Annotated in this window: 16 protein-coding genes; 13 read left to right on the top strand and 3 right to left on the bottom strand. The window is 59.0% G+C overall.

Annotation, left to right across the window (positions count from 1 at the left end):
• Positions 1–132: 132 nt before the first annotated feature.
• The 11 genes from NXC24_RS11675 (at position 133) to NXC24_RS11625 (ending at position 7,626) form a co-directional block, all read left to right on the top strand.
• Positions 133–1,761, top strand: a complete 1,629-nt coding sequence (locus NXC24_RS11675; protein ID WP_104823434.1) for a hypothetical protein — start codon at positions 133–135, stop codon at positions 1,759–1,761.
• A gap of 173 nt (positions 1,762–1,934) precedes the next feature.
• The gene (locus NXC24_RS11670; RefSeq protein ID WP_104823433.1) at positions 1,935–2,486 is read left to right on the top strand and encodes a hypothetical protein; all 552 of its coding nucleotides are present in this window, start codon (positions 1,935–1,937) and stop codon (positions 2,484–2,486) included.
• Between the two features lie 195 nt (positions 2,487–2,681).
• A complete protein-coding gene (locus tag NXC24_RS11665; RefSeq protein WP_104823432.1) occupies positions 2,682–3,224 on the top strand; it encodes a hypothetical protein in 543 nt (180 codons plus the stop codon).
• Positions 3,217–3,627: a hypothetical protein gene (locus tag NXC24_RS11660; RefSeq protein WP_104823431.1), complete on the top strand. Its 411-nt coding sequence runs from the start codon at positions 3,217–3,219 to the stop codon at positions 3,625–3,627. Before NXC24_RS11665 ends, NXC24_RS11660 begins: the two co-directional genes overlap by 8 nt.
• The gene (locus NXC24_RS11655; protein ID WP_104823430.1) at positions 3,620–3,949 is read left to right on the top strand and encodes a hypothetical protein; all 330 of its coding nucleotides are present in this window, start codon (positions 3,620–3,622) and stop codon (positions 3,947–3,949) included. The genes NXC24_RS11660 and NXC24_RS11655 overlap by 8 nt, the downstream gene beginning before the upstream one ends.
• Complete coding sequence (locus tag NXC24_RS11650) at positions 3,927–4,310, top strand: hypothetical protein (protein WP_104823429.1); 384 nt, start codon at positions 3,927–3,929, stop codon at positions 4,308–4,310. Before NXC24_RS11655 ends, NXC24_RS11650 begins: the two co-directional genes overlap by 23 nt.
• A complete protein-coding gene (locus tag NXC24_RS11645; RefSeq protein WP_104823428.1) occupies positions 4,297–4,794 on the top strand; it encodes a hypothetical protein in 498 nt (165 codons plus the stop codon). Before NXC24_RS11650 ends, NXC24_RS11645 begins: the two co-directional genes overlap by 14 nt.
• Positions 4,791–5,273, top strand: coding sequence for a hypothetical protein (locus NXC24_RS11640; protein WP_104823427.1), 483 nt, complete (start codon positions 4,791–4,793; stop codon positions 5,271–5,273). Before NXC24_RS11645 ends, NXC24_RS11640 begins: the two co-directional genes overlap by 4 nt.
• The gene (locus NXC24_RS11635; protein ID WP_104823426.1) at positions 5,261–5,788 is read left to right on the top strand and encodes a hypothetical protein; all 528 of its coding nucleotides are present in this window, start codon (positions 5,261–5,263) and stop codon (positions 5,786–5,788) included. The genes NXC24_RS11640 and NXC24_RS11635 overlap by 13 nt, the downstream gene beginning before the upstream one ends.
• Positions 5,785–7,083, top strand: coding sequence for a hypothetical protein (locus NXC24_RS11630; RefSeq protein ID WP_104823425.1), 1,299 nt, complete (start codon positions 5,785–5,787; stop codon positions 7,081–7,083). The genes NXC24_RS11635 and NXC24_RS11630 overlap by 4 nt, the downstream gene beginning before the upstream one ends.
• Before the next feature lie 30 nt (positions 7,084–7,113).
• Positions 7,114–7,626 (top strand): hypothetical protein, encoded by a 513-nt coding sequence (locus tag NXC24_RS11625; RefSeq protein WP_104823424.1) that lies wholly within the window; start codon positions 7,114–7,116, stop codon positions 7,624–7,626.
• A 67-nt stretch (positions 7,627–7,693) separates the two neighbouring features.
• Here NXC24_RS11625 and NXC24_RS11620 read toward each other — a convergent pair whose 3' ends face one another.
• Positions 7,694–9,145 (bottom strand): hypothetical protein, encoded by a 1,452-nt coding sequence (locus NXC24_RS11620; protein WP_104823423.1) that lies wholly within the window; start codon positions 9,143–9,145, stop codon positions 7,694–7,696.
• Positions 9,146–9,878: 733 nt separating this feature from the next.
• Positions 9,879–10,118, bottom strand: a complete 240-nt coding sequence (locus NXC24_RS11610; RefSeq protein WP_104823422.1) for a hypothetical protein — start codon at positions 10,116–10,118, stop codon at positions 9,879–9,881.
• Between the two features lie 620 nt (positions 10,119–10,738).
• On the opposite strand from NXC24_RS11610, the gene NXC24_RS11605 reads away from it, so the two are divergent.
• Positions 10,739–12,214: an FAD/NAD(P)-binding protein gene (locus NXC24_RS11605; RefSeq protein ID WP_104823421.1), complete on the top strand. Its 1,476-nt coding sequence runs from the start codon at positions 10,739–10,741 to the stop codon at positions 12,212–12,214.
• Positions 12,215–12,420: 206 nt separating this feature from the next.
• Positions 12,421–12,891, top strand: a complete 471-nt coding sequence (locus NXC24_RS11600) for an Rrf2 family transcriptional regulator (RefSeq protein ID WP_104823420.1) — start codon at positions 12,421–12,423, stop codon at positions 12,889–12,891.
• Between the two features lie 22 nt (positions 12,892–12,913).
• Here NXC24_RS11600 and NXC24_RS11595 read toward each other — a convergent pair whose 3' ends face one another.
• Positions 12,914–13,762: a methyltransferase domain-containing protein gene (locus NXC24_RS11595; RefSeq protein ID WP_245463843.1), complete on the bottom strand. Its 849-nt coding sequence runs from the start codon at positions 13,760–13,762 to the stop codon at positions 12,914–12,916.
• Between the last annotated feature and the right edge of the window lie 30 nt (positions 13,763–13,792).

Below are 13,792 nucleotides of genomic sequence, written 5' to 3'. Positions count from 1 at the left end.
CGGCGTCAACTTTCTTGCTCGTCTCGCCCGCCGGCTGCTGCTTGCGATGCGCCCGGCCGTCTCAAACCATCGAGTCGAGGGTCCATCAAGAGACCCCGATCGATGACTTACAGACTACCCGGGACAGAAAGAATGCACTCAACCGAATACACCCCCGAAGATTTCCCTCGAGACCGTGCGCTGCCGTTCTTCGCGGAGGCAAGCTATGCCGAGCTGGCGGATGTCCTGCCGATGCCCAAGTGCGCGACCAGACGCCAGGAGAAAGTCATGGCGGGCATCGTGGCCGGGATGGCGCATCACGTCCGCATGCGTCCGGCTGATCAGTTCATCTCCTACAGCCGCGACCATTCGGTCTACCCGGGGCAGCAGGTCTACTACGGCGAGGACTGGGGATATGGCCCCGTCATCGGATCGATCGACTCTCTGGCCGACAACGGCTGGTTCTCGATCCATGACCGCAAGAAGCAGATGTCCGTCGCCCAGGGCCAGCAGTCGCGCTTCATCCCGAACCCCGAGAAATTCCAGGGCATCGCACTGCCGAAGACCAAGAGGTCCGTCGGAGAACTCATCCGGCTGCGCGACCGCAAGGAGCGCGTCCTGATTCCGTACAAGGAGACCGAAGCCGTCGACCGGATGCGGAAGTTCGTCTCGAAGATCAACGGTCATCTGCAGGCAGCCGACATCAAGTTTACTGGCGGCGTTCGTCGTGACGGATCGGTCGTCTACTTCGAGAGCATCGACGAGCAGGACGGCCGACTGAAGACCTCTGCCGTCGACCTCGAGGACATGTTCCTATACCGCGTCTTCAGCGACGTGTGGAGCCTTGGCGGCCGCTTCTATGGAGGCGCTTGGCAGAACATTCCCAAGAGCGAACGCAAGCACTTCGTGCTCGACGGCGAGAACGTCGTCGAGCACGACTACAAGAACAACCACCCGAGCATTCTCTACATCGCGGAGGGCAAGCCCCTCGATCTCGAGTCCGGCTACGACGCGTATGACATCGCCGGCTTCCGTGACCAGCGTCTGGCATGCAAGCGCGCGCTCAACATCATGCTCAACGCCCGGGACTACAAGAAAGCCGTCGGAGCGGTCAGGAAACACGTGGCATCCCAGACCTACGAAGAAGCCAAGGAACTCATCGAGGCTGTGAGGATCAAGCATGCCGACATCAGCCACTACTTCTTCAGCGACGTTGGCCTGAAGCTACAGCGCATGGATGCGGACATGTGCCAGCAGGTTCTGAACGAGATGACCGTCAAGCGCGGTGAGACTATCATGCCGATCCACGACTCGTTCATTGTCCGTGCTTCGGCTGCCGACGAGCTTGTCCGTGTCATGGCCGACGTGTTCACGAAATGCACGGCAAACATCCGGAATAGCTCTTTCGTTTCAAAGACTTCCGGTCGTGCCATCTTAAATACGGGAGCTTCCCGACGAGGGTGTGGCCCGTTGGTGTGTGGTGCCCCTGCCTCAGATTCAGAATCAGAATCCAACCGGAATCGTAGAGAGAATCAGAATCGGAATCGTAAGACCGCAGGCACGAGGAAAACCGACGGGAAGACGAATAGCAGGACCAACACCGGAGGATCGATGAGACGGTTCAGCAGGATCAAGACGAAGACAGTTGAGACGGCAGTCACGGATACGGCACAGCCCATCTTCATCGCTCCCTCGGTGGTCGAACAGCAGAAACGTCCAGAGAAGCCCGTGAAGTGCATCCGAAACTCTTACACGAGTGTCGGATACGGCAAATGTTCCTGAACGCACCATAGACCCCGTTTCCGACGATTGCAGGCGGGGCACGGAAACGAAGGCTAGGTCGAAGGCAATGTGGCAGCCGAGGAAGACAACGGTTCTTGATCTGATCCGGGAAGAGGAACGGAGACGGGACGCAAGACAGAACGGCAAGCTGAAGAAAGGACGGGAGTGAGACCATGACCGAGTACGTGCGCTACAGGGATTTCATCACATACCTCGAGATGACCGCTGCGGAGGACGACACGATGCGAGTCCTCGAGAACCGCTGCCTCGCCGAGACGTGCGGCACATGGCTGTCACTCGTTCCAGGTCTGGACGGCGGAGTGGCGTTCGTGCGCTCTAGGAAGAACGGCAATGCACCGCTCGATGCGGGCGTCATGGTGAAGATCGATCCGACGGTCATGATCACCGCGCTGGCAGCGGCCCTTGCCAAGCCCGAGATGATGGCGCTTGCGCGCTCCATCCTCACGCCCGGTCAGTTCAATCTGTGCGATGTCGGTCTGTTCTCCGACGGGTTGAAGGACTTGCCGATGAATCCTTTCCAGGACGACACGGTTGAAGGCTCCCGTCCTACACCGACCAAGAAGCCCCCGTCTCTCGACATCGGGTTGTGGCGCAGGATCCCCCATGCTCAGCGCCGTGACTTCATCGTGGCGATGGCCGCGGGCCTGCGACGAGGCCTTCATCCCGACGACACGGTCTCGAGCATTCTCAGCAAGTCGAGATAGAACCTCAGTCCGATCGCACTAAATTTACCTAGACGCCATCCGGGTAAAACTTAGGGCTCACAACTCATCCGGGTCCGTGCTATGAGACTTCCGACGAAGGAACCAACATCGTGATTGCAGGACTCCGAATAGCCATAGCCGCCTGATCCGCCCCGAGCGGAGCCGCACGCTTATGTCTATTTCCGGAGTCTTCTCATGTCCTTCTGCCGCAAGCTATATACCGCTGACCTTCATCTCGGCCATCACGGCATTCTCCACCACTGCGCAGCCACGCGCCCCTTCGACACCGTTGAAAACATGGATCGCGCCATCGTCGCGAACATCAACGAGCGCGTCGAGCCGCTCGACATCCTCCACATCATCGGGGACTTCGCGATCTCGTCTGATCCTGCCTACGTGCGCCATCTTTTCCACGAGATCCGCGGCCGCAAGGTTTTGGTCTGGGGCAACCATGACTTGGATAAGAAGGGCCGTATCATGAAGACGATCCGAGATCTACCGTGGGATATCCCGCCGACGGCTGCGCTGGAGACGCACGACGACGGCGCCAGGATCTACCTGCACCATTACGGCTGCCGCACGTGGCCGGCAGCGCATCATGGCTCGTACCACTTCTACGGTCACAGTCACGGCAATCTGCCGTCGATGGGGCGAAGCCGCGACGTCGGAATCGATTGTCCGGATACGCACTTCGCACCGATGACGTTCTGCGAAATCAAGGAGACGCTCGATGTCTGAACCCTTCCCGCTGCATCCCGATCGCGCTTGGTACGATTTCATGGTCGCACGCTACGGCGATGCCGTGCCGCCATTCGAGCACCTGCAGTTTCGCCGCGGACTGCACACCATCGTCGGAGACCTGTTTCACGACCTCGATATCGCCGACCGTTTCCACGCGTACAGCGTCCACGGCATCAATACGCTCGCTCCAGGAGTCGTCGTCATCGACGCTCGGTTCTCCTCGGCCGCGACGAGAGCAGACAAGCACATGTGCAACCGCATCCTCGAGCGGATCCAAGAGCGCCTGTGTGAAGCATGCGAGCACTGCGGCCGCGAAGCCAGCGTTCTTGTCGACAAAGGGGACGACCCGATCCGCTTGCTGTGCCGCGAGTGCTACGAATCCTGGAGGGACGATGACTGACGCTGAATACGAATTCCTCGTTGCATCGCACGGCGATGCCGTTCCGGAACGTCATCTGATTCGCTTGCACGACTGCCAGCTCCCCGCGCTCGACAGCTTGCTCCGAGTGATGCGGGAGATGGGGCTCGACAAGGAGGTGCGCGTGGTCGGTATCTTCGCGACGGCAGCAGGGCGGACGAAGATCGACATCGAATTCACGGATGCCGTCGATCCGAGATCGCCTACCGCACTGTGTCACGAAATCTCGTTCTGGCGTTTCGAGCAGCGCTTTCTTGAAATCTTCGAAGAGGAACTCGCTGATGACCGATCCCATTCGTCCTGATCTCTACGCCGCTCTCGTGGCGAAACATGGCGACCGCATCCCTCCGCAGTCCGAGGTCTTTCTCCGTCGCGGCTGGGTACCGCTCGTCGACCGTCTCCTGACCGACATCGCAATCGAGTATCCGGACGCGCGCATCGTCGGCCTCTGCGGCTGCGGCTGGCTGCATATCGACACTTCGCTGCCGGCCGACGGCCGCGACTGGAGTCGCCATGTTGCTCTGGATCGTTGGCTCCAGCGCTACATCACCGAGAGCTTACATACCTGCGAGTGCTGCGGATCCGGGAATGGCCGAGACTGCGGCGAACGGCGCGTGGTGATGTGCGATGAATGCGAGAAGGAGACCTGCAATGCCGATGGATGATTTCCCCCGGATCAAGAGCGACGACCTCGTCGCCGACTTCCCGGGTGTTTTCGACTCCGCCCGGTATGTCGACGTCGGAATCGGGTGGTTGCCGCTCGTCCGCGATTTCGTCCGAGAGGCGCTGCCGCACGATCCGCAGCTCGTCGTCCACGAACTGAAGGAAAAATTCGGCTCTCTGAGGATCTGGTGCGACACCGAGGTCCTGCCCTCGCGCCTCGCGAAGGCGAAGGCCGAATTCAAGAGCAGCCTGACGTGTGAAGTCTGCGGCTCCGAAGGATTCGTCCGTCGGCCGCCTGCCGACCGCTTTGCCTGGTGGCGCTGCCTCTGTGACGAGCACGCCAGCGAAGACCAGAGGTCGTGGCCGCGACGGGATGTCGGACGGATGACAGGGATGATGCAGACACGCGATGGACAGTGGTACCGCTACGACCGCGACGCCGACAAGATGGTGCCGAGTGAGCCTCCGGAGGGCTGGAGCCGATGACGACGTTTGACGAGCTGCGCGCGAAATACCCGCGTCTCCTGCGGCCGGGATTTATGTTTGAGTGTCATGAAGGATGGATCGGAATCCTCGATCGCTATTTCGCGGTGATCGACCGCGAGATGCCGCCAACGGCGACTTACGAAATCCGGCAGATCAAAGAGAAACTCGGCACGCTGCGCATCTATGACAGCAGCTACGGCGAGACGCTCTCGTCGGTGCGTGCGGTCACGGATGCTCATCGCCTCGCCGAAGCTCGCAGCTATTACACGTGCGAGTACTGCGGCCGACCCGGCGTTTGGAGCAACCGTCGCGGTTATCTGACGACAGTCTGCGAAGACCATGCCGTTCGCGACGGCTATCGCGCGGAGCCGTGCGAGGCGGAGCCCACCACATACCGCGATGAGCGCGGCGTGTGGTGGGTCTACGATCCCGACAGCGACGCACTCATCGAAACGGAGGCGCCTGAATGGTCGCGATGACAGCACAGTCACTTCGCCGTCGCCGGCCTCTCGGCATTCGTCCGCGCGTCAGCGTCGAAGGAATGGATCGCGAATCCTTGATTTGCGAGGCGATCCTTCGCGACGAGGACACCGAGCGCGCGCTGTCCACCAACTGGGAACCGGACGACGAAACCTGTCGCCGTGTGGGCTGGTGGCTGGTCAAGCACACGGGCACTCTGTTCCATGTCGGCCGTCGATTGCTCGAACTCACGTCTCCGGGCGGCGCGCTGCTGCCGCCGCCGGAATACCGCATGTGTCGTGACACGGAGCCGACGGACGAAGAGCAGTGGTCGGCGCCGATGTTGCAGCCCTGGTCGCTGATCTTGTTCCAGAGCGGATCGCTGCCAGCGGTGTGGAGGTTGGGTGGGACCGTCTATCATCGTGACCACGACTGCGTCTGGGTGTGGACGCGGCTGCTGTATCTGCATCGTGAAAAGCAGATGGCACGGACGGATGAGGGGTGGATCAAATTGGGGAAGAGGATGAGCGCATGACGATTGATGACACACGGCGGCAGTGGCTGCGCAGCGCTTATATGGATCGTATCACCGAGGCCGCGATGCACTACGCGGCGACGAGATCGTACTTTATCGGCTCGGATTTTCTTGAGTTCATCGCTGACGATTTTGCGTATTTGACTGAGCTTACGGCGGAGGATCAACAATACCTCCGAGATCAGGTAGGCCTCGAGTCTTTGCGTCTTGTAGCGCTGTCTCGCGCAAAAGACCGCGAGGAATTTTTCGGAAATGTCGTCGCCGAGAACCCCGATGTCGTGACAACCGACGCTGAATTCGCGTTCGATCTTGGGTGGTTAGACCTTCTGCAGTCTGCTGTCGAACGCGTCCGAAGGTATCCGGACGCGTGGAATACCAAGATTGTCGGCGGAAAGGAAAAGTGTGGTTGCTTGGTCTTGCATGTCGACTGCGACTACTCCGTTCGTGGTTGCCGCAGCGAGGTTGAGCGGCTGCGCGAGGAGATCCGGCTTCGGTCTTTGGCAACCTGCGAGATCTGCGGTGAGCTTGGGCGGCTGCGGATCGGGCAGTGGGCGAAAACGGCCTGCGATAAACACGCTGCCGTTCTCGGCGATTTCCGTGAAGACGACGGCAAGTGGTCGGATCCGTGGAAATGGCATGAGGACAGCGACGAGTATCCTCCGGAAGCGGCGGAGATCCTGAAAGACCTGGTACCCGTGCGGCCGCGTCCGAAGGATCACCTCGTCGATTTCATGCCGCAGACCGCTATCGCCCGACAGATCGACCGAGACATCGAGAAGAACTATGGCCGGAAAGCCGATCTGCTACTCGAATTCTGCGGCCAGATTGAAATTGCCGTCGTGGCCGCGATGTCCGTCGCCGATGATGATGTCGACTTTTGGATGCGCTCCGAGATCGACCGATGGCAGGGCGTGCAGCCGTTGTCGGACGAAGACCGTGAATTCCTTCACCGATATATGCGGAGCCTCGCCATCGACGAGCGCGGTCGGCGGCAGCGTCTCGAAGATGGAGCAAAGGCCCTCGAAAACTTCCTCGCCGACAATCCCGCGCTTGGGCAGGAAGCCGATCAGTTCAAAGGCCGCGAGCGGGAGCTGCTCGATGCGTACGCCGGTGACCTTGCTGATTCCGCTCGCGGCAGCGTGGTCAAGGTCGAATTTCTCAATGGATATATCCGTGATGAGATCGCGCTCTGGCCGCACATGCTGGAGCTATCGGAAGGCGATAAGGAGTGGCTCCGAGCATGGCTTCGGAAGATGATCGATGCCGAGTACCGGCGGATCAAGGGCAAAGACTGATGTCGGAAATAACCGACCAAAAGGTGGACAATGTCGGAAATTACCGTCGCTAACGGATGGCAAAACATCCTCGCCGAAGCCGTCGAGGAGGCCTCCAAGCTGCCCGCCGAATGGCTGTTTGAGATCACATCGGCAGAGACCATCGACGGCACTCTCAAGATCACGGCAACGTATGTCGGCGGTGACGTGCCCCTGGATGACCATCTGCCGCCCGATGCCAAGCTGCCGCATCCATACCGGAGCTTCCTGCGGATCCGGGAAACTGCGCGCGAGAAGTCGCTGGTCACATGTGAATGCTGCGGTCGTCCGGGCAAGCTGATCGATGCCGGCGAGCGCGCGCGGGTTCGGTGCGTCCAGCATGCGTATGTTGTCGATGCTGCGGAGTGGAGCGGGAATCCGGTCGGATTCATGTTCGACAGCGCCGAGGAAGCACTGGCGCATTTCCTTCAGGACTACGGCAGCGGTTTGGAGATGATGCAGGATTTGCAGGCTTCTGCTGATGAAGCCGATGCCGACGAGACGCCTCGGAAACATCGAAACTGACACCCCGTGCCCGACGAGTTTGAATCATCGGGCACTGGGATAGGGTGAAGATCACCGCACAGTGACCTCAGGCGGCTTTCTTCATCTGCTGCGAGGCGAGATACATCTGGTGCCCCTCAAGCACGTATTCCTGCCACCAGACGAGGATCTCCAGCTTGACGTCGAGGTAGCTGTTCTTGTCGTACACAAGCTGCGCAACGCTTTCGCGGCCTTCGTTCTTGTGCGTGATCATCGTAACTTCCTCAGCGTCCATCGGGCGACCTCGCAGCGTGAACTGAGACATCTTCGGACCGACGATGGACACGAAGGCCTTGCGAAGGTCGTGCGTGGAGACGTCGAACGGCATCAACTCGAAGACGCCTCCGGGCTTCCTCATCTCTTCAATCCCGTCGGATACCGTGCGGACGTTGATGTGGCCTGCCATGTCATCGCCCTTCTTCTTGGCGCGCTGCTTCGGAAACAGGTGCACGGAATCGGGATTGTTCGTCGCCATTCGAAGGGCGTGCTTCACGATCCCTGCGGCGAGCGGCGGCAGCGGGAGTTTGCGCCAGTGGTGGCTCTTGTCTTCCAGACCCCACACACACTCGTAGTGTCCGGAGTCGAACTGGAACGCCGACTGCAGAGCGATGGTCGGAGTTGTCCGGCGCTGTCCGGTGAGAAGCTGGAGCTTGAGCACGCCGCGTACGGTTTCGTTGGGGCAGGATTCCAGCGCTTCCCACAGCGCTCCAATTTCGATCTGGGTTAGCGCCCTGAACTTCTCCTTGCCAGCAATCTCCGTCGGTCTCTCAAGGCACTTCGAAAGATCGGCGGCTGGGTTGCGATCGAGGTTGAACTGCTTCTTGTTGACGAAATGCTTGAATGCCGCCTTCAGTGCGCTGACAGTGAGATCTGCCTGGCGGATCCCCGCGACTACTTCCTTCTTCGAGCCTCTGTCGCCGCGCGCCTGCAGTTCCTCAATAGCTCGTTCGGTGCAGCGGGATACGATGTTGTCTCGGATCTGAGCGAGGTCGCGAGTGAGGATGGCGGCAAGCGGCTTACCATGGATGGGAGCGAAGTCTTCCTGCAGCCCGGGTGTCGCGCCCAGCGCGGACTTGTAGCCGCGTGCTGTATCCGGATTGCGGTTCCGACCACACCATTCCAGATAGAGGTCACGTGCGACTTCCCAGACCACTCCGGTGCCCGTAGCGACATCGTGGAGATGTCCTGCATCTTGGACCGAGTATCCGGCCGCGAAGGACTTCACGAGAGTGTCGATCGGATTGCCCTTCTTTGCCTCCTTCCGGATCTTGACGACCAGCTCCCGAAGCATCGGGAGGTCGTCGAGGCCGAAGTGGGAAAACGGTGCGATCTGCAGGTTCGTGTCCCGGGTGCTGTAGTACCAGGATGCTCCGGTTTTCGTGAGCTTGATTGCAAGGCCGCTGGTGTCTTGGTCGCGATAGACCACGGCTAGACTGACGCCTTTCTTGACCTGATTTTTGACCTTCGTGAATGTGTAGCCTGTGAAAACTTCGGAGGGCATTCGTAATCCTCTTTCTCTCGTCTGAGAAATGGTCACCCGGATCGAATCGCTTGGCAAGTGCCAGACCCAAAATCACTGAGCGGTTAGCAGCCAAATCACGTGTGATTTGGAAACACGTTGCCAAGTCACAACCAAGAAAGTTGACGAAGATATGGGATGAAACTGCGCGTCAACAAATTTGGCCTTGTTTCTAAGGCTTTGATCCGGCAACTTTGTTGACAAGGGCAGGAATGGCGGACAGAAAGAAACGCGAGACCCTCTGACTCTTAATCAGCGGGTCGTAGGTTCGAGCCCTACATCACCCACCAAAATTTCTTCTGAGAATTACCGCAAAGCCTTGAAAATAAAGGTTGTTGCGGTTTTCTGTTTCCAGAGCCCGGCGTGGCCAGTGTGGCCACAAGGTCGCTATGCACGCATCATGCGGCGACATGGGCGCGCGACTTCATTGCGCATGATTGATTGCATAAGGTGATGCGGGAAGGCGGTTCGAGTAATCGGGATCCGGCGCAATCAGCGTTGCGAGAATCAGGATGCATCCCATCGCGACTACGGTGCCTGCATAAAGAATGAACGCAAGGTGACTTTGCATGGCCATGCCAAACCCAAAGTTCTCTGAATCTAACCGTTGGCGTTCAGGTAAGTTCCCATGATTGGAATTTACTGTGATCTCGCTTTGCCTGCTGCCGAATGACTCAAGAAATGCCGTCCTGACGACTGCGGCAGCATTTGGGGATTACCACCAGTGATGTGAGCGCTCGCTTTCCGCGGCGTTTCTTCCCATCAGGTAGCCCAATCCAAAAATAATTGCGCCAATTGCGACGATCGTTGCGGTCGTTGTTTGGTGTTCCTGAGCGCCTATAGCAACGGCTTGCGCCTCGCGCTTGGCCATGGATGTTGCCGACTTTACCGCCCTTTTCACTCCTTCGGGCTGCTCGACCGGCGTTCCCGTGAAACCTGCATTCAATTTTGGCATCGCGTTCTCCTTTTACAAAAAGGTAACTGCGGAAAAACGGAACTGTTCCTTCGACCGCGTTCTACTCCTGACGCGATCTACAGATCGCTTTCATTCGAAGCGGGATCAAAATCATAAATTTTGCAGAAGGATAGACGGCGAAAACACACGCCAAACCTTCAATTCGCCACTGCTGGGCTTTGGAGAAATTCTGCTATTCGGCCGGGGCAAACTAATGCCTCTTATGCCCGCCGCCTTCCATAACGCTGAATACGAAAATGGCTGCGAGAACCAGAACCAGCATATAGTCGAAGGGGGTGAGCAGGTGCAGCAGTTCCATGATGTTTCTCCTCCCAGAGAACATGTATTAGAACAATCGGTAGTATGTGCCTTTGTTCCGTGTATGCCAAGGTTTTCACATCCTGCGGTGCGATAACGCTGTTGTGCGAGGCACAAAGAAGTCCTTATTTGCATGGATGTGTCGGCGGTCACGGATGGTCAGCAGCCGGTTGGAACCATCGCGCTGCCATCGGCATTCTATTGTCAATAAAATTTATAGAGTATATTCCTATGCCGTAGGCATTTTCGGTTGCCGCCGGCGAAGTGTTCGGCGCAATCGATCGATCTGGAAGGATTTGGCGATGACCACTTGTTCTGACGATCAATCGCGTGATCGGCCCGTCATCGCAATCATCGGCGGCGGCATTTCGGGGGCGGCGGTTGCTTTTCACTTGCTGCAATCGGAAGCGCTGCAGCCCGGTCAACTCTTCATTTTCGAACCGCGCGCCAGGCTCGGGGCGGGGCTTGCCTATGATACCCGCGACCCCGCGCATCGCATCAATGTGCCGGCAGCTAAGATGAGCCTGTTTCCTGACGATCTCGAACATTTCCAGCGCTGGCTTCAAGAGAATAATGCGCTGGAAGGCGACCAGACGGCGGTCGCGGCGAATGGCAGCCTGTTTCCGCGGCGCGGGCTTTTTGGTCGTTATATCAATGCCATGGTGCAGCCTTTTATCGATGGCGGTGCCATCACCCATGTCGCGGAAAGGGTTGCGGATGTCCGGCGGCTGGATGACCGATGGGTGATCACGGGCGAGGCAGGGCGGCGCTTGGAGGCGGATATTCTCGTCATCGCCACAAGCCATCCGTCGCCTCTGCCGCCGCGGTCATTGCAAAATGCGCTTGCCGGTCATCCGCGTTTCGTCGCGGACCCGACGCGGCCGGATGCGCTCGATGCCATCCGCCCCGGCGATCGGGTGTTGGTGGTCGGTAACGGCCTGACCTCCGCCGACGTCATCGCCTCGCTGGAGCTGCGTGGTCATAAAGGACCGATCACCGCAATTTCCCGACGCGGGCTGCGATCGCGCGGGCATGCGCCGGTGAAGCAGGAGTTGTTCGGCGATTTCGTCAGTCAGCCGTCACGGACAGCGCTTGATCTTCTGAGGCGCGTGCGCGCCGCTATTCGTAAGGCAGAAGGCGAGGGATGGACTTGGCATGCGGTGATCGATCAGGTGCGCGCGCAGGGAGGAGATTTATGGCAGGCAATGCCGCTCAGCGAGCGTCGTCGTGTGGTGCGGCATTTGCGGCCCTTTTGGGATGTGCATCGCTTCCGTGTCGCGCCGCAGGTCGAGGCCGTCAGTGAGGAGGCGATCAGCACCGGCAGGCTCGATGTACTCGCGGCTTCCGTCGCGTCCGTAGAGGCGAAGGGCGAGGTGATCGACTGTACGCTTCGGCTCAGCCGCTCGGGCAGGAGCCTCGATCGCCAATTCGATGCGGTCGTCGTGACGACCGGGCCGGGCCATCGCGGCATTCTGGGCTCGCAAGGCTGGATCGGCGCCCTTGCGGATGCGGGCTATCTCGCCATCGATGCCACAGGGCTCGGCCTTGCCTGCAATACGGCATCGCTGGCGCTCGGCGCTGATGGTAAGACGGCACCGTCGCTGCTCATTTCCGGGCCTTTGGCGCGGGGCACTTTCGGCGAACTTATGGGCCTGCCCGAAGTGGTCGAGCATGCCGTTTTTGTCGCCGAACAGGTGGCGTCGGCGATTGCCCAAAATGCCCCCGAACACACCCAGCGCAAGCATAACAAGCCAAAAGTCGATAGCAGCGCCGCGTAAAGGTAGAAAAAAGTGCAAAAACGTTGCTTGAGCGATACATTTGCCCAAATTTACTCATATAAACTATACAATTTGTGAGTTATTATCTTGTTCGCACGGGGCGGCGGCGTTACTTCCGAGGTCAATGACGAACAGGACAAGCCGGTTGAGTCTCGATCGAATCGTGCCGGGCTTACAACAATCGACTTTGCAGTAAGTGGATAGCGATGCTCACGAAAAAAGGAAAATACGGGTTGAAGGCGCTGGTGGACCTGGCACGCCTCGGGCCGGGCGAAACTGCGTTTATCAACGACATCGCGTCCCGCAATAATATCCCGAAGAAATTCCTTGACACCATCCTGTTGGAACTGCGCAATGCCGGCGTGCTGCGCTCGAAGAAGGGGCCAGGCGGCGGCTATTCGCTATCGCGCCCTGCCTCCGATATCCGCATCGGCCATGTCATCCGCACGCTCGACGGTCCGCTCGCGCCGATCCGCTGCGCCAGCCGCACGGCCTATGAAGCCTGCGACGATTGCGCCGATCCGGAGCGCTGTCATGTGCGCCGTTCCATGACGGAAGTCCGCGACGCGATCGCGGCGATTCTCGACAATATGACGCTCGAACAGTTCGTCGCCGGCGGCGGGCCTGGAATCGAAATCGAAGAGCAGGAAGATTATCGCGCTTCGAATATCGGCTAACCCATTGGGTTCCCGAACAAGCTTATTGTTCGCCGTCACCGGCTTTTGAGAACCAAAGATCCCTGTAGATCGCGGCGGCGGATTCATCGGGCGCGCGATCCTCGGTCAGCCAAACCTTCCGGATCGACCAGGCGTCGTCACGGCTCGGAGACTTGCTGCATTGGTCCACATCCGAGGCGCCGACGCAGGGAATGAACCATGACGGCATCAAAGGCCGTGCTGCGTAGCCAGTTTCCGTGCGGGTGATCAGGACAGCAAGCCCTGCCTTCTTGCTGGCTTGCCACGGAAAGATGATCCGGCCTGCGGGCCGCAATGCTTTAAGCCACGATGCCGGTGGGGCGATTACGCCGGCATTTACGTAGATGAGATCGGCATTCGGCAGCGCCAGAGTGGTCGCATCGCCATGGACGAGGGAAATTCCCTCGAATGGCTCCAGATTTGCGCGTGCACGGTTGGCCAAATCCTCTTCGATTTCGAACGCATGAACATGGCCATTTGGCAGCACCAGCATCGACAGGAGCGCCGTATAGTACCCCGTCCCCGCGCCAATATGGATTACGGTGTCGCCGGACTTCGGGGCGGCAACCCCGATCCAGGCCGCATGCAGGAACGGCTCCCCATTATTGATGCCTTTGGTTCTGTCCAAAGCGACGAGCGCATTCTGATAAAGAATGGAGGGATCGGCGCCGGGCGTTTCAATGTAGCGCCGATTGACCTTTATCTGCCAAGGCCCAGGACCCAGGAACGCTTCGCGCGGTACAAGCTCGAAAATCCGCTCAAGCCTTTCATCATGGGAATTGCTGGCGGCAGCCATCATTTTCGCGTGAAAGGCCCGTATCTCTTCCAAACTGGCACGGCGATTTGCAGTCACGGTCTCTCTCCACCTTCCGATACAAAATTC

Source organism: Rhizobium sp. NXC24 (assembly GCF_002944315.1).
Lineage (GTDB): Bacteria > Pseudomonadota > Alphaproteobacteria > Rhizobiales > Rhizobiaceae > Rhizobium.
The sequence above is the reverse complement of the archived record's forward strand: the minus strand, read 5'-3'. Positions and strand labels throughout refer to the sequence as shown.